A 24,290-nucleotide genomic window follows, 5' to 3' on the forward strand; every position below is an offset into this window, starting at 1 on the left:
GACAATTTATCTCGGAGAGCCCGGTCAGCTGCGAATCCTTACAGCGTCATGCCGGCTTCCCTCCATGAGAGTAAGCGATTTTCCTGCCGAAGAGAGGTCGCCTCCGTCGATGACAATACGTTCGGTCGTTTCGCCCTCGGCGGCGAGAAACACCTGCGTGGGGGTAAGCAGCCGAACTGCCGACATCAGTACCTGCCTGCTATTCCGAATTCTCATCGCAGACTCCGCCTTTGGATCGGCTTCCATACTGAGACCATTGATGGCGCAATCCGTCACCCGATCGAGGATCAGTGCCGGCCGCAGGTCCTGCGACGCCACCTGAAAGCGCAGGTTGGTGAGTGTGAGCCCTTTGACCCCGCGGGCGTACAGTCCATAGGCCGGCATGGGGCCCATCATGAAGTACTCGCCTGCATACTCCGGCAGATCACGCCGCGCACCATCCTCCGCTGTACCACCTCCGCCGAAGGTCAGGTGGATATCGCTCAGCGAGACATTCTCCATCGTCGCTCCCCCCACGCAGTTGAAGACGATGCAGGAGTGCTTCTCACCCGCGTTAGCGTTGCTCGTGACCTTCGCCTCATCAATCTGACCGGGGTTCGTTGTGACGTTGCCGTGGATGTGGGAAAAGGAGATATTCCGCAACACTGCAGGAGGGCCGCTCTCCTCCGGATGAGGGCTCGTCATGTCGTCTCTCACGGGCGCTGGGGGAGCACCCGCAGGCGCCTGGCGCGGAGCGCGTGGCCCCACACCAACGTGAATTGGCCCTGTAACGTCATCGAGGACAATGTCCGAGAACGAGATGTTTTCATAACTCGATCCGGGATTGCCCTGGAACTTGATCGGACATCCATAGACCTGCCGAAGCACGCAATTGGAGATCGCGACGTTCCGCACCTGGCCACCGCCAAAGCGAAAGACGGACCAGCGAGTACTGAAGGTGCTGTTCGTGATCGTCACGTTCTGGCAGCTGCCGAACAATGCGCACGCATCATCCTGCGACATCACGATGCAGTTGCTGACCGTGAGGTACTGGGCGCTGATGAAATGGAATCCATCATTGTTCCCATTCACACGATTGTGGATGTAGAGGGAGTCCATGTGGACGCGCTTGGACTGAATCACCCGAATGCTGTGGTACGCGCAATCCACTAAATCCAGATTGCGCACGGTGAGACCTTCGCACTGATACGTAAGCAGGTGGTAGGGCCGCTTGCTCCCTCCAAGTCCACTTGGCGGAAGCTGCCCACGCACCGGTGAGTGAAACTGGAAGCCCTGGCCGTCAATGGTGCCAGGCCCCTCGATCGTGACATTCTTCGCTCTCACCGCATACAGCAGCGCCCAATTGCCGTCGACGAGGGTGGTGTCGCCGGTCAACGGGATCGCATCCACCGCGTGGTAGTCCTTGCCACTGCCGCTGCCAAGCAACACAGCGCCCGCGGAAATATGCAACGTTACATTGCTCTTCACCTCAATGCTGCCGACCAGGAAACGGCCCGCCGGTAGCAACACCGTGCCGCCGCCATCTTGTGTGCAAGCATCAATCGCCCGCTGCACGGAACCAGTGTCCAGCGTTGTGCCATCGCCCGTTGCGCCAAATCCCCGCACGTTATAGACACGGGCCCCGAGGTCGCTCGATGCTGTCGGTGCTGCGGCGGATGCCGCCTCGGCGTAGAGTCCCACGGCTGCCGCTCCTGCGATCGCGCCGGCAGGAGCTCTGCTCAGCCACTGCCTGCGAGTCCAGTTCGACTGACTTAATTCGTTTCCCATCACTCTCCAAGTCCCTTCTCATTCGCTTCGATCGGCAGCCATGCAACGGGCACGTGGCCCGGTGCCACAAGGCTATTTGGTGACCCGTAGAAAGATAACTCCATGGCCCGGGACCTGGACACTGTACTCAGCCGGCAATCGGCCCAGGTCCGTACCCCTCCAGAGATCACGGGCCCTGACGTCACCCGCGAAACCTGCCTTGCGGAAGTTCACATGCGCCTCAAGAGGAACACTCAACCGGTTAAAGATGCCAATGGCAACCGCGCCTCCTTCTAACGGTCGAGCCCACACCTCGATCGGCCCTTCAGCGTCGATGCGGTCGCCCTGTCGGCCTCCGGGGTCTTGATCGACAGCGATCACATCACGATTCGTCAGCATCGCCTTCGTCTCTTCGGTCATTGTGGAGAGATCGTTTCCGGCCAGCAGCGGGGCTGCCAGGATCGCCCATAGGCTCATGTGCGTTCGGTATTCCTCCGCACTCATCCCTCCGTTCCCAACCTCCAGCATGTCGGGGTCATTCCAATGACCCGGCCCAGCGAATCGCGAAAGACCCGCCTGGCTGAAGCCGATCTCCGCCATCCGGGCATACTTGTCGTTGATATCCCCCGTCGTGCGCCATAGATTGCCACCAACCTGCGGGCCCCACGCCCAGACGGAGTCGACGCCGTACTGGCAAAGGCTATAAACGATGGGCCGCCCCGTCGCTCGAAGTGCGTCATGCATCTTCATGTACGCATCGAACATCACCTTATGAGCTGCTTCTGCCGACCCTGCGGCCTTCATCTGGTCGCGCAGCCCGCAGAGGTCGTACTTCAAGTAGTCGATGCCCCAGGCTGCATACGTGTTGGCGTCCTGCTGCTCGTGCCCGAGGCTGCCTTCAAACTTCGCGCACGTTTTCGCACCGGGCGAGGAATAGATGCCAAGTTTGAGCCCCTTGCTGTGCACAAAATCGGCAAGAGCCTTCATGTCCGGAAACTTCTCGTTGGAGTGAATGTTCCCCTGGGCATCACGCTCCCCCTCCCAGGTATCGTCAATGTTGACATAGACATATCCCGCGTCGCGCATCCCGCTGGAGACCATCGCCTCTGCCGTGGAGCGGATCGTCGCATCATCCACCTTGCCCCGAAAATGGTTCCAGCTGTTCCAACCCATCGGCGGTGTTGGAGCTACGGCCTTCTGTTGCGCACCCAGGCTCCAGCCCACTGCAAACAGTGGCATCACCAGCCACCTGAGTTTCACGTTCATGTCCTCACCCTTTCGATTGCAAACTCGACTCGCACATTTATACGTATTATTTTTTCGATCCGTCAATCCATTTTGTGACGAAGATCGTCTTCTTTCGCTCGCGCCATCCGCATCCTGTGATTGGCTGCCGCGAAGAGCCAGTCCAGCGGCGCCCGTGCTCCTGTCGCCCGCGCGCCTCCAACGTCCAAAGGCTTCCGGCCATCTTTGTAGCATTTTTGTGGCCTCATCGAGAGCCCGACGGCACGCCAACCGAGACACTTCCGGCGTCAGGCACAGATTCGCTGGCAAAACCAACCTTCAACCTACGAAAAACTCATTGACAACGGTCACATGCAGCGCCTATGTTTGCCCGCGCCGCAAAATTAGCACGTATAACTAGGCGTCAACCAGAGTCGCCACGGCTACGTGCTCCTTCGGCGGCGGGGCTTCGGCACCCGCCGACATCACCAAACTGAGGCCGCTCGATGACATTCAACTTCAAGATTCTCCTTCTCCGCCGGTGGCGCGCTTTCGCGTGCCTCACCGCGCTCTTCGTGCTCATCCAGCCGCACGGAGGGGCACAAAGCTCCAGCGCAAACATCACCGGCACCATCGAGGACACCTCGAATGCCGTGGTCCCCAACGCGACCGTGACACTGGTCAATCAGGAGACCAACGTGCAGGTGACGACAAAATCACTGGCCAACGGTCAGTTCATCTTTCCGGACGTCCAGCCCGGCAAATTCACCGTGATCGTCATGGCTTCGGGCTTCAAGGAGCTCAGAAAAGTGGGACTGGTCCTCCTCGCCTCCGAGCCTCTCGACGCCGGCACCCTCAAACTCGCGGTCGGCGATGTGAAGGAGCAGGTCACGGTCCAGGCTGACATCACCCCGCTCCAGACCACCAGCGCCGAACGCTCGGCCGTTCTCGACAACGCGCAGATGGAGAATCTGCTCGTCATCGGACGCGACCCGATGGGCCTCACTCGCCTCAACCCGGGCGTCGTCGGTGGTGGCGGGTCTTCCAGCCTGAGCACGACATCGACACCGACGGTCAATGGCGTCAACAGCCAGTACAACTTCGTTTCTGTCGATGGCGTCCCCGGCAACACACGTGGCGGCAATACCTTCGATACGCCACCCAACATGGACGCCGTGCAGGAAGTCACCATGCTGGAGTCGAGCTACTCCGCAGCCAACGGTAAAGTCGCCGGGGCGAACTTCAACTTCGTGACCAAGAGCGGCACACAGCACTTTCACGGCGGGGCCTACTACTACTTCCGCAATGAGGACCTGAACGCCAACTCATACTTCAACAAGTTCAACGGATCCAACCAGGCCCGCGCCCGTTATCGGTACAACACCTTTGGCGGTACGCTGGGCGGCCCAGTCTTCTGGCCGGGCAAGTTCAACCGGGCCAAAGACAAACTCTTCTTCTTCGTGTCCATTGAAAATGCCCCGATCACCTCTCCGGACGGAGTGAAGTATTTCCGCATGCCCACGGCAGCGGAGCTTGCGGGCGACTACTCACACACGTATCAACAGGGTCAGACCACGGACAAACTGCTCTACATCAGGAACCCTGCTGCGTCGGGAACCTGCTCCTCGACGACCGGAGGGGCCGCATGCTTCGCGAACAACCAGATCCCCTCCGGCTCGATAAACTCCCAGGGCCTAGCCCTGATGCAGATCCTGTACAACAACACCATCGGTGCTAACCCGGGAAACTACATCGCGGATAACCCGGCATTGACGACAAACAACTACAACTACACAACGAACCACTCCTCGGATAAGTCGTACAACCAGCAGATCGTCCGCATCGATTACTTCCCGACCGAGAAGCTGCATATGTTCGGGCGGTATAACCATGCCATCATCAACAATCTGGGCTATGCCTCGACGACAAACAAGTTCACGTGGTTGTTCCCGCTGAACTACCAGCTTGTCGAACCAAATTATGCGGGCAACGTAACGTATACGATCACGCAGAACCTGGTGAATGAGTTGAACGTCGGCTTCTCAGGCTGGCTCGAAAATTCCAAGTATGTTGCCAGTGACATCGCCAAGGTCCAGCTTGGAGCTTCAAACTTCAACCTTCCGTCCCTCTACTCGGGCGTGAACCCTCTCAACCTCTTTCCCAACGTCAACTACGGCATGACGAACGGCCCGACCTACGGCTGGGACTCCCGATTTCCGTTCGCGGACGTCGTGCACAACCTTGCTGCGAGCGATGGCTTGACCTGGGTCAAGAGCTCCCACACCTTCAAGTACGGCGTGGACTTCGAGCAGGATTCCTATCTGCAGCCGAACCACAACCGTGTTGGAACCTTCGACTTCTCGGTAAACACCAGCAACCCAAACGACACGAACTTCGCATACTCGAACTCAGAGCTCGGCAATCTGAATACCTATACCCAGGTCACCAAGCTCCTGAACTACGACCCCGTCACCACCGTACTCGACTTCTACGCGCAGGACACCTGGAAGCTTAATCGTAAGTTGGTGCTGGACTACGGCATCCGTTGGTCATACGCCTTCTCTCAAAGCCTCGCCGTCGGCAACAACTTCGTGCCAAGCCTGTACAGTGCATCGGCAGCCCCAGCGCTCTATTCGTATACTCCTACGGGTGGTGCGGTCGTAGATCCTACGACTGGCAATCCGGCGGCTTATGCAGCTTATGCAGGTCTTATGGTTCCCGGCACGGGTAACCTCAACAACGGCCTCCTCTTCGCGAACACACCGGGCTACCCTTCTGGCACCACGTACAACCAGGGCCTGTTCTGGCAACCGCGGTTTGGCTTCGCGTATTCAGTAGACGACAAGACGGTCATCCGCGGTCACTATGGCATCTTCTATAACGCGCGATCCGGCTCGGGCCAGGAGGGCGACCTGACCAACAATGCTCCCAGCACCAACAGCCCCAAGCAGTACTACACAAGCATCAATTCGAGCGCGTCGAACTACTACGCTAACGCCGGCACACTCAGCGGGCCATTCTCCATCGGACATGCTCTGCCACTGCATATGCCGTTGCCATACACGGAGGAAGGAAGCTTGGGAGTTCAGCACCAGTTCCCGTTCGGTATGGTGGCGGATGTCGCCTATGTCGGGACATTTACGCGGCACGCGAGCCGTTATCTTCCCATCAACGAAGTCCCCTATAACTCGGAGTTCTCGCACTACTACACCACGGGTACTGGAAGTGCGACCAAGTGGAATTCGGTACCTGATAACTTCTTCCGTGCCTATGCAGGATTCGACAGCATCAGCATGCAACAGGATGACCTGACCGCGAACTATAACTCGCTGCAGGCCCGTCTCACTCGCCGCTTTCATAATGGCCTCGAGTTTGGTGTGAACTACACCTACTCCCGTACCATGGACTACGGCACCTGCGCCTCTACGGGTTGCAGCGACGCCTACAACTTCACCTCGGCCCTTTATCAGAATCTCCGGGCCTGGAACTATGGGCCAGCGAGTTATGACATCAAGCACAATCTTGCGATCAATTACCTCTGGACGTTGCCCAAAGGCAGCCATCTTTGGAACAACTTCGCCACACGCGCGGTGCTGGACGGCTGGCAGATCTCCGGTGACATGACCTATCTGAGTGGCGCGCCCGCACAGGTGGGACTCTCGGTGACCGGCAGCCCAAACATCACCGGTGGTGGCGACGGCGCACGCGTGGCGCTCACCTGCGACCCCATGCACGGTGCTCCGCATACCTTCAACCAGTGGTTCAACACAAACTGCTTTGCGACTCCGGTGGCGGGCTCGCTCCCCACGGCGACGAACTCATCCCCCACCCCCTACACGGTCCCGACTGGAACGATGTCGCCCAAGGTCAACATCTTCCTTCCGGGGGACACCAACTTCGATACGGCGCTCTTCCGCAATGTGCCGATCGGGGACCGCGGCCTCGCCCTGCAGCTGCGCGTTGAAACCTACAACACCTTCAACCACTCGGAGTTCAACGCGGTGAATGCCACTGCGCTGTTCAATGCCGCGACTACGTCCGGGGCTCTGCAGTCCAACAACCTGGGGCGAATGAGCGGAACCGCAAATCCTCGCTATATGCAACTGGCGCTGAGATTGAATTTTTAGTCAGTAGCGTTCCCATGGGTTTCCCTCAATGCGGCCCGCGCAGATTCTCGTCGCGGGCCGCTACTTTTCCAGTTCTGATGTCGAGGCAATCAAGATATGGATTCAAGATACCCAGTCGCCAACAGCAACCCGCCGCATCCTGAGTTGAACGCTTCTCTGCTTACAGAGGCACTCCACCTCATGAAGTGCAACGTCACCGCATCATGCACCTACACCCTCTCTATAGGCAGATCCGATTCTTGATCATTCGCTACCTTACTGCCGCGATCCTTCTGCACTCTTCCCTCACTGCCCGCGCGCAGGTGGATGTGCTCACCCAGCACAACGATCCCGCAAGAACGGGCTCCAACCTTCGCGAGACCACGCTAGCACCTGACAATGTAAACGTCCGCCAGTTCGGGATGCTGTTCAAGCAGTCGGTGGACGACCAGGTCTATAGCCAACCGTTGCTTGTCTCCAATCTGGCCATGAGCGACGGGACTCACGACGTGGTGTATGTCACCACGGTGAACAACAGTGTGTATGCCTTTGACGCGAACGAACCCAACGGCGCAGCCCCCATCTGGCATGTCAACTTCGGCACGCCGGCAAGTCTCAGCGACGGCAAGTTCGGTTGCGCGGACATCAATGGCAGCATGGGGATTATCGGCACGCCTGTCATTGACCGTGCTCGCCACGCTCTTTACGTTGTTGCGTTAACGAAATCCTCCACGGGCTACGCACAGCGACTGCACGCGCTTGATCTTGCGACAGGCGCCGACCTGCTCAACAGTCCCGTAATCATCCGCGCGCAGGCATTCGATGCTCTCGCCCAGAATCAACGTCCAGCTCTTGCCCTCTCGCACGGCATGATCTACGTTGGATACGCCTCACACTGCGACAAGGAGCCCTACCACGGCTTTCTCCTCGCATACGATCAAGGTACGCTGCAACAAGTGGCGGCACTCAACACCACTCCTACTGGGAGTGAAGGCAGTATCTGGCAGTCAGGGCAGGCACCAGCGATCGACGCAGCGGGCAATCTGTACGTTGTTACCGGCAATGGCTCGTGGGACGGGAAGGCCAACTTCGGAGAGAGCTTTCTCCGTCTGAGCCCCCAGCTCAAGGTCCTGGACTATTTCACGCCTACCAATCATCTGGAGCTCGACCGAAAGGACAATGACCTCAACTCCTCAGGAGCCACGTTGATACCCGGCACTCCCTTTGTGCTTGGAGGAGGCAAGACCGGCATTATCTATGTCCTCGATCGGGATCACCTCGGTCACCTCGGCGACGAACATGCCGTCGAGCATTTCGCGGCGACCGTCTCGCATCTCCACAGCATCGTCTACTGGAAGAGCGACGCAAACGGTGGGCTGCTGTACATGTGGGGACAACGCGATCGCGCCAAGGTCTATCGCTTACGCGACGGCATGTTCACACCCGCGCCGGCGATGAGCCGTACAGATGTCAATGATGGCCACCCTGGGGCTATGCTATCCCTCTCTGCGAACGGCGGCGCCGACGGCATCCTCTGGGCAGCCATCCACGCGACGGGTGACTCCTGGCACGAATCGCGTCCGGGCATCCTGCACGCCTTCGACGCTAACGACATCAACCGCGAGTTGTGGAACTCGCTCCAAAACCCGCAGCGCGACGACTGTGGGGAGTACTCGAAGATGGCGCCGCCGACCATCGCCAACGGCAGGGTCTACCTCGCAAGCTTCGGCACGGCAAACACAGGAACCGGCCAGCTTTGTGTCTATGGCCTGCTTCCCTCAGGGCCACCACCATCCGCCCCGCAGCATCTGTCCGCTGCCGCGACTCCGAATCGCGTGATCTTGACGTGGAACTCTTCGCCAGACGCTCGCACATACACCGTCATAGTGGCCGACGCCAATAGTCAAGCCGTCAGAGTCATTGGCAGAGGACTGACCACACCGCGCTTCGTTGACGAGTCGGCGCTCGACGGCCACACATACCAGTATCGTGTCGTCGCCGCGAACACGAACGGCCCGAGCCAATCCTCCGGGGAAGTTTCCGTCTCGCTTCCCCGGTCCCATACTTCGACCCACACCACCCACTAATACACGCGTGAGGAGAACGATGAGCCTGTTTCGACGAGATTTCTTGAAGTGGATGACACATGGCGCCGTTGGTACAGCGGCCGCAACCGTACTAAGCCCCGGAGCCCACGCCCATGCCGCGCCCCTGCCTGAGGAAGGCGCAAGCAGCGTCTTCGATGTGAAACGCTATGGCGCAACCGGCGATGGCAAGACGATCGACACGAACGCTATCAACCGCGCCATTCTTGCGGCAGCGAGCAGCGGGGGCGGAACTGTTCGCTTCCCTGCAGGGACCTATGCGAGTTATTCCATTCACCTCAAGAGCCACGTTGCGCTATACCTTGAAACCGGCGCGACCATCCTCGCTGCGGATACTCCCGAAGGTGGCGGTACTAGCTACTACGATCTCCCCGAACCGAAGACCGCTTGGGATGCCTACCAGGACTATGGCCACAACCACTGGCACAACAGCCTGCTGTGGGGCGAAGACCTCGAAGACATCGCCATCCTCGGGCCTGGCCTCATCTGGGGCAAAGGCCTCACGCGCAGCGAGAAGCCGTCGCAGATTCCCGGCATGGGGAACAAGGCCATCGCACTCAAGAACTGCCGCAACGTCTTGCTACGCGACTTCTCCATCCTGAAGGGCGGGTGGTTCGGCATCCTGGCGACCGGTGTCGACAACCTCACGATCGATAACCTCAAGATCGACACGGACCGCGACGGCATGGACCTCGACTGCTGCCGAAACGTGCGTGTCTCCAACTGCAGCGTCAACTCGCCGTGGGACGATGGCATCTGCCCAAAGAGCTCGTTTGCTCTCGGTTATGCGCGTGCTACAGAGAATGTGACCATCACTAACTGCTACGTCACGGGAGCGTATCAGCTCGGAACGATGCTCGATGGAACGTGGAAGCGCTGGCCCGCCGATAGCAAGATGACGAGCCCCACCGGCCGCATCAAGTGCGGGACCGAATCAAACGGTGGATTCAAGAACATCACCATCTCCAATTGCGTCTTTGACGGATGCCGGGGTTTCGCGCTCGAAAGCGTCGACGGTGCGCTGCTCGAGGACATCACGTTTACCGGCGTCACGATGCGGGACTGCGCCAACGTGCCACTCTACCTTCGCCTCGGCCGACGCATGCGCGGTCCGGCTGGAGTACCCGTCGGAACGCTGAGGCGCATCATCATCTCCAACGTGGTCAGCTATAACTCACTTGCGACCTTTGGCGGCGCGGGCCTTATCTGGGGACTTACAGATCACCCCATTGAAGACGTCAAGATTCACGACATCTACATGGAGCATCGTGGCGGAGGCACAGCGGAGGCAGCAACACGCGTATTCGAAGAGAAGGACACGGACTACCCTGAGCCCTATCGCGTGGGCAGTGTTCCGGCCAGTGGCTTCTACGTGAGGAACGTAAACAACATCGAGTTCACAAACGTTGAGCTCGCATGGACACAACCTGATGCCAGGCCTGCCATCGGTCTGCATAACGTCCATGGTGCAGACTTCTTCCGCATCAAGACGCCAAAACTCGCGTCCGCACCGGTCTTTTCTCTACAGGACGTCGAAGATTTTGCGGTTGCTTCGTCGCGAAATGTAGTGGACACGCGATTAGCCAGCGTCCCCAGCAAGACTCTTTGACTTGTCGCGGCATCCGCGTCTGGAGCGGATGCCGCGCCCATCAACCAGTGACCTGTATCGCATACCGCTTACCCGCAACGAGCCGCAACTTAACGGCGCCCTGCTCCAGCTTGTCGTGAGCGACGGAACCCGCAAGCGGATGCACGAGTGCGATCGCCTGCCCGGCCGGTGGCCGAAGTCGAAAATCTCCGCTGCGTGTGCACAGGACACTGCATTCCACCAGGCGTCCACCGTGCCAACGCATATCGACCTCAAGTCCGCCACGAGCACGTAGCCCCTTCACCGAACCGCTGGACCAAGCAGCAGGCAATGCTGGCAGCAAGCGTACCGAACCATCATGGCTCTGCAGGAGCATCTCCGCGATCGCGGCAGTTGTGCCGAAGTTGCCGTCAATCTGAAAGATCGCTCCGTGCCCTCCGGGATGCGTATCGAAGAGATTGCCGTTCGTACTGTGCTGCATCAACATGGCTAGCGATTCATGCGCCTTGTCGCCATCTCCCAGCCGAGCCCAGAAGTTGATGGCCCACGCACGGCTCCAGCCGGTGTAGGCCCCGCCATTCGCTAGTCTTCGCTCGAGCGAGACGCGCGAAGCCTTTGCGAGTTCAGGAGTCGACCACGGCGTGATCGCGTTCCCCGGAAACAGCGGATACATATGCGACATATGCCGCTGCCCCGGCGTGCTTTCGTCAAAGTCGACGGCCCATTCCTGCAGCTGCCCATAGCGGCCGATGCGGTACGGCGGGAGGCGCGAAGCCGCGGCCTGCAGCTTCGCGGCGAACTCAGCGTCGATACCAAGTAACTTTGCGGCTGCGCTCGTGTTGTCAAATAGCTCGCGACTCAAAGCAAGGTCCATCGTGCAACCGGCGCTGGTCATCGCAACCTTCCCGTCGGGCGCAAGAAAGCTGTTCTCCGTGGACTCCGATGGGCAGGTTGTGAGGTGTCCATCAGCGTCCTGCACCAGCCACGCAAGATGAAACTCCGCGGAAGATCGAAGGATCGGATAGGCTCGCTCACGCAGGAACTGGATATCGCCCGAAAAGAGATAGTGCTCATATAAGTGCGAGCACAACCATGCTCCGCTCATGCACCAGTTCGCCCATGTAGGCGATCCCACGCCCTCACCGACTGGGTTTGCGGCTCGCCACAGATCGATGTTGTGGTGCGAGCACCAACCCGGCAGATTGTAAGTCTCCTGCGCGGCACGTGCACCGGTCTTGCTGAGATCACGGATGAAGTCGAACAACGGCTCAGCGCATTCGGCCAGATTGCATGTCTCGGCCGGCCAGTAGTTCATCTGGATATTGATGTTTGAGGTCCAGTTGCAACTCCACGGAGCTTGCACGAGGTCGTTCCAGATGCCCTGGAGATTCGCCGGTTGCGAGCCCTGGCGCGAGCTGGCGATCAACAGGTAGCGGCCATAGGCAAAGTACAGGGCAAGCAGACTGGTGTCGGCGGCTGTGTACGCCGCAAGCCTTCGGTCCGTTGGAAGATGCGGTGCCGGATTCTCGCCCAGAACAAGACGCACCCGCCCGAACAGCCGCTGATGATCGGCGATGTGCTCTCGTCTCAGCGACGCAAACGACCTGGCCTGCGTTGCATCGATCTTCTCCGCGGCCGCGCGGCGCAGTTCGATCGGGTCGATATCGGGAACGCGATCGAACCCTCGGTACCCCGTCGCTGTAGCGATCACGATGGTAAGACTCGAAGCTCCATCGATCTCAAGCACCGTGCGGCCATCGCCACCACGGGTTGGACTGACCTTCCCGCCCTCATGCCGCACCTCCGCTACACACACGAAGTGCATCCCGTCCCCAGGGAGCTCAGACATCTCGACGGGATGATCGCTCTTCGGATGCCCTGCGCCAATCACATGCGAAGGAGCCTTCCCCGTCAGCACGAGGCGAAACTGCCCCATCGAATCGACGGTGCGGAGCAGCGGGCTCCCGAGGGTAAACTTCCCCGTCAACGCGCGAGGCCCATCGGCCGTGCAGCGAATCACCAGCACCCCCGCGGGCGCAGAGCAGAACATCTCTCGCTCGTACTTCACGCCTCCGCTGAGGTACGTCACTCGTACGCAGGCATCTTCCAGATCCAACTCGCGGCGATATCCCGTCGTCGTGCCTTCATGTTGCAACGCAAGCTGCATCTCCCCCACTGGCACATACGCCTCCGCGAATGCACCTTGCATCTTGCGGCATAACGTGTCTGCGGCGTGGTAATCCTGACGCTCCAGAACGGCCGCACGAATCTGTGCAAGATACGGCGCAGCGTCACGATGATTGCCGTCCTTCGGCTTCCCGGACCAGAGCGTGTCATCGTTCAGCCCAACGCGCTCGCTCCACGGATCCCCGTCTTGGCCACCGCCGAATACCATCCCCCCCAACCGCCCATTCCCAATTGGCAGGGCATCAATCCACTCTCGCGCAGGCGCATCAAACCAGAGCTTCAGTTCATCCGAACTCGCAATCGCCGCCGCTGCGAGCTTCGGCAGGTGCGCCATTGCACCAAGTGCCGTCGTCGCAACAAAACCTCTACGCGTGAGATTCATCTTCGTCATGACCTTCCTTGCTCATCAGACTTTCTGGATTGTGGGTCAGACCCATCCGCTACTGCTCAGGGGGCCGGTCAACAGCATCTCACGCCGAAGCAATCGCGCTACGAGTGCCGCCACGTTCCGCGGCCTTAGCATTGCGATAAACCATCACTGGCCGGCGCGCATCGAGATTCATTCGCACGTGGCCTCCGGTAATCTGAGGCTCCACCATCTCGCGCCGGTCAGAGAAGAGTCTGTAGGCCACCACCGTCGCGGCGTCCCACGCCTTTGGCAGGATGACTTCGGCCAGTCCAGCCTTCGTCCGATAGAGCGCCATCCGATCCTCGCCAAGCGGGCAGGTGCAAGAGCCATTGCTCGCTACTTCGCGACCTTCGAGCACCAACTGGTACCTCTTCGTCTGCCAGTCCAAGTCAAAGTACGAATCCTCTCCTTCCAGAACCGTACGTGACTGCGCCCCATCGATGGAATGACCCTCGATGTTGCGGCGATGCAATAGGAACCAGGGCGCCATTGCGAGATAGAAGGCATCGGTGATGCTCTCCATGGGAACATCGCCACTGAGGATGGCATGGGCAGCTTCGCCATAGAACAGCAACATCCATGCGATGTCCTCCACCCCTGCTCCCTTTGGGATGTTGCGACCCCACATCGCACTCTGACGGTAGATCGTTGCGAGCATCGGGACAGGCGAGCCTCCGAAAGGGCAGGGTGAAGGCCCTCCGGCATACCAGCACATGCTCATCTTTCCGATATACGGATACCGCAGACCTTCGGAGGTCACATCCACTCCGTGCTTCTTGAACTCCTCGAGCACGCGATAGCGGCCCTGGCGCAGATTCCGAATGCCGCTCGCCGGGTGCGCAGGATCCCAGTCATTGCGAATCGCATAGTAAGAAAGCACATCCACATGGATGGTGCCAGGCAATCGATACCGCTCACAGGTATACCGCACACGTTCCGTGCCAGGGCCTTCCATGTACTTGGCAAGCCCCTGGATGTAGGACTCCTCACCGGTCCATGCGCGACTCTTCCATAAGGTGCCGTCCGGTTTGCGCGCGATGTAGCGCTCGTCCCACGCAGGACTACTCCGGTAAGCATCATCGTAGTTGTCGGACAGACTGACATCCGCATTCAGCGGACGAACGTCGTCCTTGAGCCGCATCATCGCGTCGTAGCCTCCCAGCCGTTCGTCGACGACGTTCACCGCGGGATAGCCCGTATCCTTGCCTCGAAACTGCCAGCCCCACAGATGAACCAGCTGCGAAGCACCACCTGTAAGTGCGTGTGCTTTGCGGATGATCTCCTCGCACTGGGTGAAGGTGGCGCCCGGCGCCGGGAAATTTGGCTCATCCACCCGAATGCCATAGATATAGCGGTCGTGATAGTACGGGTTCGGCACAGGAGGCATGCGGCCTCGGACGAGCTTTGCTCCATCCACCCACCCCAGCGGCGCTCCCGTCGGAGCAAGGAAATCAAACCTCACCGATGAGGGATCCTCAATCAGCAGGTTCAGCGTCTGATCATTGCCGCAGGTGTTCGGGACGGTTCGGCCAAGGTTCATGTTGTAGCAGCCGCTGCCATCCACCCGATGCTGCTGCAGTGTACCCAACGTAGCTGCAAGTCGCGGCGCGTTGCCCGTTACAGCGAGCAGGGTGCCGTCCATGAATGCCGTAGTCTCCTGCACGCAGATCGCGCCGGAGTGCCCCGCCATGATGATGGGCAGCACCGCGTGGATCTCGCCCCAGAAGCTATTGGGGGCAAGCTTCCCGGCCTTGGCCTGCGCGAGCCTGACCACGTCGCCCCCGTTGTTGCCATGCGCCAGCCACGACTCAGGCTGGTCCGACGTTACAGTGACAAGCGCAGGCAGCGAGACCGAGATCAGCTCGAAACCGATGTGCTCGATGATCTTCCTCAGCGTGAGCCGGAGCGTGCTGCCTTCGAGCTCATACCGCAGCGTGAACTCAGCTGCGGGCTGCTCCCCATAGCGCGCCACGAAGGGAGCCTCCACCGCATGCCCAAGATGCCGCAGCGGTGCTGGACGGACATTGAGGTTCGCGTAATCCCGCGGTTGGAGGCGGCAGATCCGTGCGATAGGACGGATGCCAGCCGTCTCCCCATGGAAGGTCAACCCAGAAGGCAGGAGGCGGAATGAGAAAGGCAGACCGTCGGTAGAATCGATTCGAACCTCAAGCCCCGCAGACTTTAGCACCACCGGATGCGCAGGGACCGCACGCTGCGTGGTCTCGCCAACTGATTGTGCCCTGGCAAGGGCGCCGTGCGCTGCAACGGCAAGGCCAGCAGTACCGAGCCGCAGAAACTCGCGACGTCGAAGAGGCTCAAGGAGTGGATCATGATCTGACTGCAATATGCTTTGCCCCAGTCGCGAGATTTCGCTTCGACACAACTATCGAAGGAGTCGGAAACGTTTCCCTTCCACCTCGAGTGAAGCCAATTTATACGTATATTTTCAACGTGGCAAATAGGATCTTCAGATCCTCCAGAGGGCTCGTGGATCCTGCTTGACGGCGGGATCGCGAGGTCGTGCCATCGCCCGCACATTGCTGGCTTTCCACGGGCCGAGAGCGGCTCACAAACCGCCGGAACTTGGACAACGGCAGGCGTCCTGGATTCTCTTGCAGCTGAATCATCATCACCCGTGCTCGAGGTCGCGAGCAGATTCAAGCGGGAGCCATTGTCACCGTGGAGGATGGCCCAAACTACCGGCATCGACTCGCGCTCTTTCGTGGAGTAGAGCGTCTGCCGCAGCACCAGCGCAGTCCCCGGGGCTGACGGGATCACTATGCGGAAGTTTATCCACCTGCCTTCGCGACGAGCGGGCAGCGACGTCCCCGTTCGCCCGAGGATTTCATCTTCCCCAATGCTGACGGGGTATTGCTGCTCGTCACCAACGACCGCCGCCGCGTGCTAACGCCTCTAGCTGAACGACTCCGGATCGAGAAGCTGAACTTCAAGATCCTGAGGGGGACGATGGCCACTCAGGCCCGGAACTTGTGATCGGTGAAAGACATTCAGGCATACCTGCGGCATGCGCGACCGGACACTACCGCGAACGAGTGCATGCAGGCGCTGCCGGCAAGCGTCCAACAACTGCTCGTTTCCGTGTACCGGATGCTCACGAAAGGAGAGGGCGAGAAACAGCGTTTTTGCGGGTCTGCCACAAAATGGTCTTATGGGCCGGAAGACCGGGAAAAAACCGGTATTGCTGGCCACATTTGGCATCAAAATGGCATCAATTTCCAACCAGTGGGTGTTGGGCTGACCGTGGGGCAGCCCAATCCTTGTTCAATGCTCGAGCGCCGTGAATACTCAGCGAAGGCACTGACGTGGCGGCTTGCACGGAAGTGAACTGTCTATGCCGCGACCAAATCGGGCGCCTGGCTCTTCGGTGAACCTCGCGCCGAACATCTCCAGCTGAGCGTGGAGCCGTCTGCAAGGCCATGACCAGTCGGGAGCAAACATGTTGCACGGCAGGTTTTTCACTGGAATACTGTTGGCCATTCCATGGAAGAGCTTTTCTTATTTCTCCTCATCGTGGCCGTCGTCTGGCTAGCCGTTCGAGTCTCGAATTTAGGTAACGCTGCGACGAAGCTCGAGGAACTTGATCGGGAGCTCCATCGTCTCCGAGAGCGGCTGGTTGCGCTGGAGAGGCGTCCAGTGGACGCCGCTGATTCTGTGCCCCGACCCGGTGAGTGGCTGGCGCAGCGACCGCAGCAGCCTAAGGCCGAGGCAACCCTCGACGCCACGCATCATCCCGCGCCAGCCACTGCACCTTTTACACAGCACATAGCGCCGGTTCCAGTTGAGACGGCGATCAATACTCCCAAGGTTGCGGGCCCGGCGGTTAGCCCCACGAACGCACCTACAGCGAAGCTCGTCCAGAGCCTCGCTCCGCCCGCTCCCTCGTTGCCGTCGTTCTCGATATCTGGAGTCGAGCCCGGCACTGCGAGACGCGCAATCTCACTGGAGGAGCGCCTCGGGCATAACTGGCTTAACAAGCTCGGTATAGTGATCCTTGTTACGGGGCTTGCGCTCCTGCTTGGCTACCAGGTCCGTGCGCTCGGTCCGATGGGCAAGAGCCTGATGGGCTTCTCGCTGTCGATCGGCATTCTCGTTGCCGGCCTCGTTCTAGAGCGTCGGTGCGGTATCAAATCTTCGCACGAGCGATGATGGGTGGCGGCTGGGCGCTGCTCTAGTTCGTTACCTTCGCGCTCTATCATCTGTCGGCGATGCAGGTCCTTCATTCGCAGGCCACCGATCTGGTGCTGATGCTGAGTATCGCGGCAGCGATGGTCATTCACTCGCTTCGCTATCGCTCCCAGGTCGTCACGAGCCTTGCCTTTCTGCTGGCATTTTTCACCGTCTCCATCAGTCACGTCACCATCTTTAGCCTGGTCGCCGGAGCCATCCTCGCACTGGGCCTGGTCGCTGTGGCGTTTCGGCAGCGCTGGTTTGTACTGGTGCTCGGCGGTCTCGTCGCGGTGTACGTCAACCACTTCTTGTGGCTATACCGCGTGCTGCCGAACGGAGCGCAGGTGGGCCATCCCTTTCCGGAGTTCCTGCCCAGCGCTGGGTTGCTGATTTTGTATTGGCTGCTCTTCCGCATCTTCTATATCTTCCGGGTTCCGGATAACGATCGTGACCGTTTGTGTTCAACGCTGAACGTTCTGCTGAACTCTGCGGGTCTGCTCACCCTGCTCAAATACCAGTCGGCGCATCCGGAATGGGCTTTCCGGGGGCTATTGGCATTGGGAGCAGCGGAGCTCGTTCTCGCGTTCCTCTCACGACGGCGGCATCACAACGCGTTCGTAGCGTTGGTCATTATCGCTTCGCTGTTCCTGCTCGCGGCAGTTCCGTACCGCTTCAGCGGTACCAACTGGTCACTACTCTGGCTGCTGCAGGCGGAGATGCTGTTTGTTGCCGGCCTTGCGTTGCGGGAGACCGTCTTTGGCCGCCTGGGACTTCTGTCCGCATTCGCAGCGGTGGCGCAACTCGTCATCACGGGTGTTTTTCCCATTCTCGACGAGCGCCAAAGTGCTCTGGATGGAAGCCATCACGTTGCGTTGGCGATCGCCTGTGGCTGTGCGGCGCTGGCGGCGTGGTTCAACTCGGAGTTTGCCTCACGCCGCTGGCCCTTTATCGCGGAGAGGCCGGTCGATACCAATGCTCTGCGTGCTCTGAGCTACGTGGCGCTCCTCTGTGGTGGCTTGACGGCGTGGCTCGTGCTGAGCGGTCCATGGACGATCCTGCCGTGGCTCGCTATCGCGCTGCTGCTAGCCTTCATCTCTGTCCGACTCAGGTCTGAGGACCTGGCTCAACAGGCGGACCTTCTTTCGCTTGCGGCAGTCGCTCGCGCAGGTGCCATCAATTTCACGCAGTGGGATCACTTCGCGCATCAGCCGCGGGTCATCATCCTTTTGGTCGCGACAGCAATGCTCTATGCCCATATGCGTCGACAGCAGTCCGCCCAGATCTTCCGGCTAGGTGCCATCGAACGCTTCTACACCTGGGCCGCCGCAGCCATGCTGGGAGTTCTGGGGTGGTATGCGCTGGAACCGGCCGCTCTGAGTGTGGCATGGTGCCTGCTGGGGATGATCCTGGTGGAGCTTGGCCTTGCAACGCGCAAGCCGTTCTTCCGCCATCAGGGTTTCTGTTTGCTCTTCGCCAGCTTCGCGCGGTTGTTCTTCATCAACGTCGCGCTCGCACCGGCACCTCGCCTGTACACCATGCTCCCGCTCGCGGCCGTGTATGCCTGGGTGTACCAAAGGCTCTTTGCCAGCGAACAGTCCGACCGCGTGGATCGCATTGCCGAGACTGCGAGCGCATGGTTCGCGCTTGGGACTGTCGCGACGCTGTTGTATTTCAGCCTGCGCCCCGCATGGGTTTCGATTGGCGCAGCGGTGCTGTCGATCGCTCTCTTACTGCTGGCTCGAGTGCTGCAACGTTCGGTCTTTTCCGACCAGGCCTTTGCGATCATCGCGATGACCGCTGGTCGCGCAATCGCTTTCAATGTCTTCAGCATGGAGCCGCTTGCGGCGAAGTTCTGGGAAGGGAGGCTCTTCACCGTAGGAATCACCTGCGTTCTCCTGCTTGCGGCTTTGCCTATCGCATTCTCGATCCGCCGGCAGCAATCCGAAGCCTCCATCGAAGAACCGGCGTGGCGAAACTTCATCCTTCGACGGCCAGAGCAGATGGTATTCTTCGCTCCTCTCGCCATCCTGATTGTGCTGATCGCAGTACAGCTACGTGCGGGGATGATCACCGTCGGCTGGAGCGCCCTCGGTCTGCTTACGTTCCTCTTCGCCCTCGCAGTTGGGGAGCGGAGCTTCCGCCTTTCGGGTCTGGGCCTCCTCCTCGTCTGCGTCGGCAAGATCATCGCAGTGGATATTTGGCACGCTTCTCCTACAGACCGCTACGTCACACTCATCGTGATGGGCGCGGCACTGCTTCTTGTGTCCTTCCTCTATTCGCGGTATCGCGAAACCATCCTCGAATTGCTATGACTCTTTGGCCGAAAGACGAACGATGAGTCGCTATATCCCGTTGGTGTGATTCTTACCGCGTGCCTTGTGGCCATCGTGCTGATTCAGCGCGGCACATCAGTACGCAGCCAAGTCCGCAGGCGCTACTCACTGCGGCTACTGAGGCTCAACACGCCGTAACGCTTGTGCCGATGCGGTTCGACCGAAGGTCCGATGCCGAAGAGATCACCCTTGGGAATGAACTCGCTCAGCGTGCGGGCGCGTCGCTCGGCATCGATAGCAGAGAGGCTTTTTCTGAGAGGCACGCCCAGGACCAGCGCATCGGGGCTTACCTCCAGGTCGTCGGGAGCAAGGCAGCGGCCCACGCCCGTCGCAGGTTGCCATGGACCTTTCACTACATTCCGGATCCAGGTTTCGGAAACGCCTTCGCTCTTCCCGGAGGACACGTCTTCGTGGGGCGGGGCCTGCTCGCCCTGATGCGAAGCGAAGACGCGCTTGCAGCGGTGCTCGGCCATGAGGTGGAGCACGTCGATCTGCGCCACTGCGCCGAGCGCGCACAGACCGAGACGCGGCTGCATCAGTTCGGCCCCCTTGGGAATCTCCTAGGACTTCCTATCGATCGCTTCATGGCCGGGTACAGCAAGGAGCAGGAGCTTGAAGCAGACCGCGATGGAACGACGCTCGCTGTGGAAGCCGCCTACTCCTACACCGGTATTCTCCAACTCTTTGGCGAGTTTGCAAGGCTGGAGCCACACTCGGCCTCCCAGACGCGGCAAACAAACGGACCGGTATTCGCAACCCTGCTGATTCTGTCAGCCGTAAAGCTACTCGCAACGATGTGAGGATCATCTGCCCCCAAGGGCGCGAGTAAGGCGATGCGCAACCATCACCGGACGCTGCGCTTCACGACCGGCACAGAGCTTCCACGGTCAGCGAATCGTTTCCAATGCCCGTCAGACGCGCCACGGCAGGAGAACCAAGTCGGTCGCTTCTTCAGCATCTTTGAGGAGCGTCTTGCGCGGCGTGCCGATTCGCGCACGCATGGCCAGGCCACGAGCAAGATCCGTGACCTGGACCGCGCGCACAGCTACCGGGAAGTCAGGCGGGATGTCTCCCGCAGAGATCCCGTCCCGGAAACGGCGCTCAAGAAGCATCGCTCCGCCCGAGGCTGCGTTCTGCAAAAAACGTTGAACCTCAGCATCGTTCACAAGCGGCGCGACGCAAATCATAAGGCAGCCCCGGGCGGATCCTTTCTCGGTCGCACTTTCGACGTTGTACTTGAGGAAGCCCGCGATTGAGTCGCGAAGACTCTGTGGAGTGAAGAGCGCCTTCGCGGCTAATGCGCCCTTCTTTTCTGCGTACGCCCTGAGGACGCGCAGGAATATCGCCCGCTTGTCCCCGAAGACGGCATACAGGCTCGGTCGTCCCACACCCATCCCGGCGACGAGATCGTCAATCGTCACTCCGTCGTAGCCCTTCGACCAGAACACCTGAGTCGCCTTCTCCAGCGCCCCCGTCTCGTCGAAGCTGCGCGGTCGTCCTCGCAGTCTTGCGGTATTTGCAATCATTTAGTTCAAAACTCCTTGACACTTCCATCTTACCAATATACAACCAAGTAGTTCTATATTAACAAGCTGGCTCTGGCCTTACGCTTCTCCGGTTCTCTTTGCCCTTTCACTCAGGAGCCACTCATGAATTTAATCGCTCTGGTCACCGGCGCCACCTCCAGCTTCGGCCACGCCGTCGGCGTTGGATCTGAGCGCCCCGGCCAGCCTTCAGCCCGCGCTCCCCGAGCTGGCCAAGCGAGGCCAGCCCGACCGATTTCCTACGGCCCAATGCCGAGATAGCCCAGGTAAGAAGCGCGTGTTCACGGCGGCGGCCGTCGAGGCGACTCAGGCCAAGTTGGGCGGCCATCATCAACTGACTGTCGGATTGCTCCATTCCCCAAGTAACTAAGAACCTAAAGAAGGAGAACAAGAATGATCGAGAGTATTTTGATAACCGGAGCAAATGCTGGGCTTGGGAGAGAAACTGCCCGACAGTTCGCATTGAAACAAGAAACCAAAAGGGTAATCCTATTTTGCAGAAATCGCGAGAGAGCGGCAGCAGCAAAAAAGGATCTTGAGGAGAAAGCTGGTAAAAAGGTTTTTGAAATTGCCATCGGGGACGTTACGGATGCAGATTCCATAAGAAGATCGGCCGAAGAGATCAAGGAACCGCTCGATGCAGTTGTCTTGAATGCAGGTGGGGTCATTGGGAAAACGGCTGCGAACCGCACGCCTTCCGGAATGAACCAATTAGCTGCCACGAATATTTTAGGCAACGTGATCCTGGTGGAGGAATTGATCAAACGGGACAAGGTAAGGAAAGCAGTTCTAGCAGTCAGTGCCGAAGCTATTCCAGGCGTAAAGATGCTCGGAGTAAAACGAGTTTCAATGAGGACTTCTTCTGTCGATGAGTTTGCTGCCGTTCTTGACGGATCCTATTTCGACAAGAAGTTCGTGGCATTGCATGCATACGCCTATGTCAAGTACGCGGAAACCATGTGGGCGCTATCCATTGCAAGAAAGTACCCCAAGCTCAAGTTCATTGCTGTAAGCCCAGGGAATACAAAAGGAACTCAGGCGGCAGAAAGCCTTCCACCGCCAATGCGGTTCATGTTGAACTACGTGATGATGCCTATCGTCTTCCCTTTGATGGGCGAAATGGTGCATACGCTGGACGTAGGCGCAAAACGCTTTGTAGACGCCATCTCTGATGAGCGGTACAAGAGCGGCGTGTTCTATGCCAGTAAAGAGGGTAAGTTGTCGGGCGACATGGTGGACCAGAGCACCTTCTTTACCGATTTGAGAAAAACTTCATTTCAAGATAACGCCTACGAGGCAATTCATCGTTTCACACATTAGGCGCTCCGAACCGACGCCTCCGGGCAATCCTCCGTCTCAGCTCAAGGGAACTTGACCGCCCAATTGAGGCGCAGCGCCACCCAAACCTCCACGATCGCTCTAGCCAGGAAGCCGCGTGGCGGGCCGTCGTCAAGGTCTCCGGTATCGACTTCTCATAACCCGCATCCTCGAACGCGGGGACCTGAAGGAGCGCGGATCCGCGCGTCACTGGATGCAAAACAACATCGCCACTTCCCTAACTTGGAATTACTGCGACAGGACGAACAAAAACCATTCTCAAGGAGAATTCACATGAAACGGTACGAAGGGAAAAAGGTCGTAATCATCGGCGGCACGAGCGGCATGGGGCTCGCTACGGCGAAGATGCTCCTTGATGGAGGCGCGCGCGTTCTGGTGACGGGCCGCTCCAAGGAAGGCCTGGAATCGGCGCAGAAGGAGCTTGGGAATGACGCCATCGTGGTTTCGAGCGACGCGCGGTCGTTGACGGACCTCGATGCTCTCGCCGCTCGAACGAAGGCCGAGTTCGACACCATCGACCTGCTGTTCGTCAACGCCGGGTTCAGCATCCGAGCGCCTCTGGAGAGCATCACCGAGGCTATCTACGACGAGATGTTCAACCTGAACGCCAAGGGTCCGCTTTTCGCAGTGCAGAAGTTCGCGCCGCTCATCCATCGGGGAGGCTCTGTCGTGCTCACGGCCTCGATCGCCAACGTCAAGGGAATGGCTGGCAACGCCACCTACGGAGCCGCCAAGGCTGCGCTGCGATCCTTCGCTCGTACGCTGGCTGCTGAGTTGATCTCTCTCGAGATTCGCGTGAACGCGGTGACGCCGGGTCCCATCGACACGCCGATCGTCGAAAAAGCGTTTTCCGCTGACGCAGCCGCTCAGATCAGGGACAAGATGATTGGCATGGTCCCGATGAAACGCTGGGGAACGTCCGACGAAATCGCCAAGGCCGTCGTCTTCCTTGCGTTCGACGCGACGTTCACGACCGGCGCTGAACTTCCGGTCGATGGGGGCTGGTCGCAACTCTGAGGCCTGGACCGTCCAGGTAGGTGCTCACATCGAGGACGGTCTTCAATAACTCGCATACCAGGACGCATTTGATGCGATACAGCAAGCCGTGGCGTCGGCTCGGTCGTCGCCGCGGCTCGCTCAGAGCAAGTAGTCCAAGCCTGTTCGGTGTAGCGCGACCCACGGAAGAAACAATGAAAGCGATGAAGCATGTTGTGGCTGCGGTAAATCTACTTGCTATCTCCACGATGGCACCGGTAGAGGAAACGCAGCAGGGAGTCGAGAAGGCTGCTCCAGCGACGTGGGTCGCTCCGGCAGAGACGCTAAATTCGCCGCTGAATATGACTGAATATCAGATGATCAGCGGGGCGAAGGCATTCCCTGCCGACAGGTATGGTTTTGCACCAGGCGCGGCGATTTTCGCAAATGGGCAACAAACTGAGTCGCGGGCGTCCGCACGTTCGGGGCATGGGTCATTCACGTCGCGCAGGCCACCTATGCTTTGGGCTCGTACCTGAGCGGACTA

Annotated in this window: 14 protein-coding genes and 1 pseudogene; 10 read left to right on the top strand and 5 right to left on the bottom strand. The window is 59.3% G+C overall.

The features are described from left to right. Positions 1–24 precede the first annotated feature (24 nt). Both C4S68_RS21280 and C4S68_RS21285 read right to left on the bottom strand, forming a co-directional pair. Entirely contained in the window at positions 25–1,767 is a 1,743-nt protein-coding gene (locus C4S68_RS21280) for a glycoside hydrolase family 28 protein (protein WP_103935151.1), read from the bottom strand. Positions 1,768–1,839: 72 nt separating this feature from the next. Beyond that, the gene (locus C4S68_RS21285; protein WP_235011771.1) at positions 1,840–2,985 is read right to left on the bottom strand and encodes a glycoside hydrolase family 27 protein; all 1,146 of its coding nucleotides are present in this window, start codon (positions 2,983–2,985) and stop codon (positions 1,840–1,842) included. A gap of 491 nt (positions 2,986–3,476) precedes the next feature. Between C4S68_RS21285 and C4S68_RS21290 the strand changes: the two genes are divergently transcribed. The 3 genes from C4S68_RS21290 (at position 3,477) to C4S68_RS21300 (ending at position 10,790) form a co-directional block, all read left to right on the top strand. Beyond that, entirely contained in the window at positions 3,477–7,097 is a 3,621-nt protein-coding gene (locus C4S68_RS21290) for an outer membrane beta-barrel protein (protein WP_103935153.1), read from the top strand. A gap of 239 nt (positions 7,098–7,336) precedes the next feature. Beyond that, positions 7,337–9,163: a PQQ-binding-like beta-propeller repeat protein gene (locus C4S68_RS21295; RefSeq protein ID WP_103935154.1), complete on the top strand. Its 1,827-nt coding sequence runs from the start codon at positions 7,337–7,339 to the stop codon at positions 9,161–9,163. Between the two features lie 19 nt (positions 9,164–9,182). Further along, on the top strand, positions 9,183–10,790 hold the full coding sequence (locus tag C4S68_RS21300; protein WP_235011772.1) for a rhamnogalacturonidase: 1,608 nt from the start codon (positions 9,183–9,185) through the stop codon (positions 10,788–10,790). Positions 10,791–10,830: 40 nt separating this feature from the next. Here the strand turns inward: C4S68_RS21300 and C4S68_RS21305 are convergent, their stop codons facing one another. Both C4S68_RS21305 and C4S68_RS21310 read right to left on the bottom strand, forming a co-directional pair. Beyond that, entirely contained in the window at positions 10,831–13,347 is a 2,517-nt protein-coding gene (locus C4S68_RS21305) for a glycoside hydrolase family 95 protein (protein WP_235011773.1), read from the bottom strand. Positions 13,348–13,426: 79 nt separating this feature from the next. Beyond that, positions 13,427–15,337 carry an endo-alpha-N-acetylgalactosaminidase family protein gene (locus C4S68_RS21310; protein ID WP_103935155.1) on the bottom strand — a complete coding sequence of 637 codons (1,911 nt, stop codon included), beginning with the start codon at positions 15,335–15,337 and terminating at the stop codon, positions 13,427–13,429. 1,025 nt (positions 15,338–16,362) lie between these two features. On the opposite strand from C4S68_RS21310, the gene C4S68_RS23030 reads away from it, so the two are divergent. From C4S68_RS23030 to C4S68_RS21325, 5 genes and pseudogenes are all read left to right on the top strand, one after another. Beyond that, positions 16,363–16,710 carry a hypothetical protein gene (locus C4S68_RS23030; RefSeq protein WP_146072260.1) on the top strand — a complete coding sequence of 116 codons (348 nt, stop codon included), beginning with the start codon at positions 16,363–16,365 and terminating at the stop codon, positions 16,708–16,710. Between the two features lie 156 nt (positions 16,711–16,866). Beyond that, entirely contained in the window at positions 16,867–17,532 is a 666-nt protein-coding gene (locus tag C4S68_RS21315) for a DUF2339 domain-containing protein (RefSeq protein WP_103935156.1), read from the top strand. A 47-nt stretch (positions 17,533–17,579) separates the two neighbouring features. Next, positions 17,580–18,569, top strand: a pseudogene (locus tag C4S68_RS24040) (DUF2339 domain-containing protein); the annotation flags it as partial. Positions 18,570–19,088: 519 nt separating this feature from the next. Further along, positions 19,089–19,865, top strand: coding sequence for a DUF2339 domain-containing protein (locus C4S68_RS24045; RefSeq protein ID WP_407641118.1), 777 nt, complete (start codon positions 19,089–19,091; stop codon positions 19,863–19,865). Positions 19,866–20,035: 170 nt separating this feature from the next. Beyond that, positions 20,036–20,686 (top strand): M48 family metalloprotease, encoded by a 651-nt coding sequence (locus tag C4S68_RS21325; RefSeq protein ID WP_103935158.1) that lies wholly within the window; start codon positions 20,036–20,038, stop codon positions 20,684–20,686. A 111-nt stretch (positions 20,687–20,797) separates the two neighbouring features. Here the strand turns inward: C4S68_RS21325 and C4S68_RS21330 are convergent, their stop codons facing one another. Continuing rightward, positions 20,798–21,412, bottom strand: coding sequence for a TetR/AcrR family transcriptional regulator (locus tag C4S68_RS21330; RefSeq protein ID WP_103935159.1), 615 nt, complete (start codon positions 21,410–21,412; stop codon positions 20,798–20,800). A 411-nt stretch (positions 21,413–21,823) separates the two neighbouring features. Between C4S68_RS21330 and C4S68_RS21340 the strand changes: the two genes are divergently transcribed. Further along, the gene (locus C4S68_RS21340) at positions 21,824–22,750 is read left to right on the top strand and encodes an SDR family NAD(P)-dependent oxidoreductase (protein WP_103935161.1); all 927 of its coding nucleotides are present in this window, start codon (positions 21,824–21,826) and stop codon (positions 22,748–22,750) included. A gap of 291 nt (positions 22,751–23,041) precedes the next feature. Next, the gene (locus tag C4S68_RS21350) at positions 23,042–23,785 is read left to right on the top strand and encodes an SDR family oxidoreductase (protein ID WP_103935162.1); all 744 of its coding nucleotides are present in this window, start codon (positions 23,042–23,044) and stop codon (positions 23,783–23,785) included. Positions 23,786–24,290: the final 505 nt, after the last annotated feature.

Source organism: Bryocella elongata (genome assembly GCF_900108185.1).
Lineage (GTDB): Bacteria > Acidobacteriota > Terriglobia > Terriglobales > Acidobacteriaceae > Granulicella > Granulicella elongata.

Bases quoted from the DNA above. Each gene is read 5' to 3' on its own strand.
- C4S68_RS21280 (WP_103935151.1), bottom strand. From the start codon at position 1,767: ATGGGAAACGAATTAAGTCAGTCGAACTGGACTCGCAGGCAGTGGCTG.
- C4S68_RS21285 (WP_235011771.1), bottom strand. From the start codon at position 2,985: ATGCCACTGTTTGCAGTGGGCTGGAGCCTGGGTGCGCAACAGAAGGCC.
- C4S68_RS21290 (WP_103935153.1), top strand. From the start codon at position 3,477: ATGACATTCAACTTCAAGATTCTCCTTCTCCGCCGGTGGCGCGCTTTC.
- C4S68_RS21300 (WP_235011772.1), top strand. From the start codon at position 9,183: ATGAGCCTGTTTCGACGAGATTTCTTGAAGTGGATGACACATGGCGCC.
- C4S68_RS21305 (WP_235011773.1), bottom strand. From the start codon at position 13,347: ATGACGAAGATGAATCTCACGCGTAGAGGTTTTGTTGCGACGACGGCA.
- C4S68_RS21315 (WP_103935156.1), top strand. From the start codon at position 16,867: ATGGAAGAGCTTTTCTTATTTCTCCTCATCGTGGCCGTCGTCTGGCTA.
- C4S68_RS24045 (WP_407641118.1), top strand. From the start codon at position 19,089: ATGCTCCCGCTCGCGGCCGTGTATGCCTGGGTGTACCAAAGGCTCTTT.
- C4S68_RS21325 (WP_103935158.1), top strand. From the start codon at position 20,036: ATGCGGTTCGACCGAAGGTCCGATGCCGAAGAGATCACCCTTGGGAAT.
- C4S68_RS21330 (WP_103935159.1), bottom strand. From the start codon at position 21,412: ATGATTGCAAATACCGCAAGACTGCGAGGACGACCGCGCAGCTTCGAC.
- C4S68_RS21340 (WP_103935161.1), top strand. From the start codon at position 21,824: ATGATCGAGAGTATTTTGATAACCGGAGCAAATGCTGGGCTTGGGAGA.
- C4S68_RS21350 (WP_103935162.1), top strand. From the start codon at position 23,042: ATGAAACGGTACGAAGGGAAAAAGGTCGTAATCATCGGCGGCACGAGC.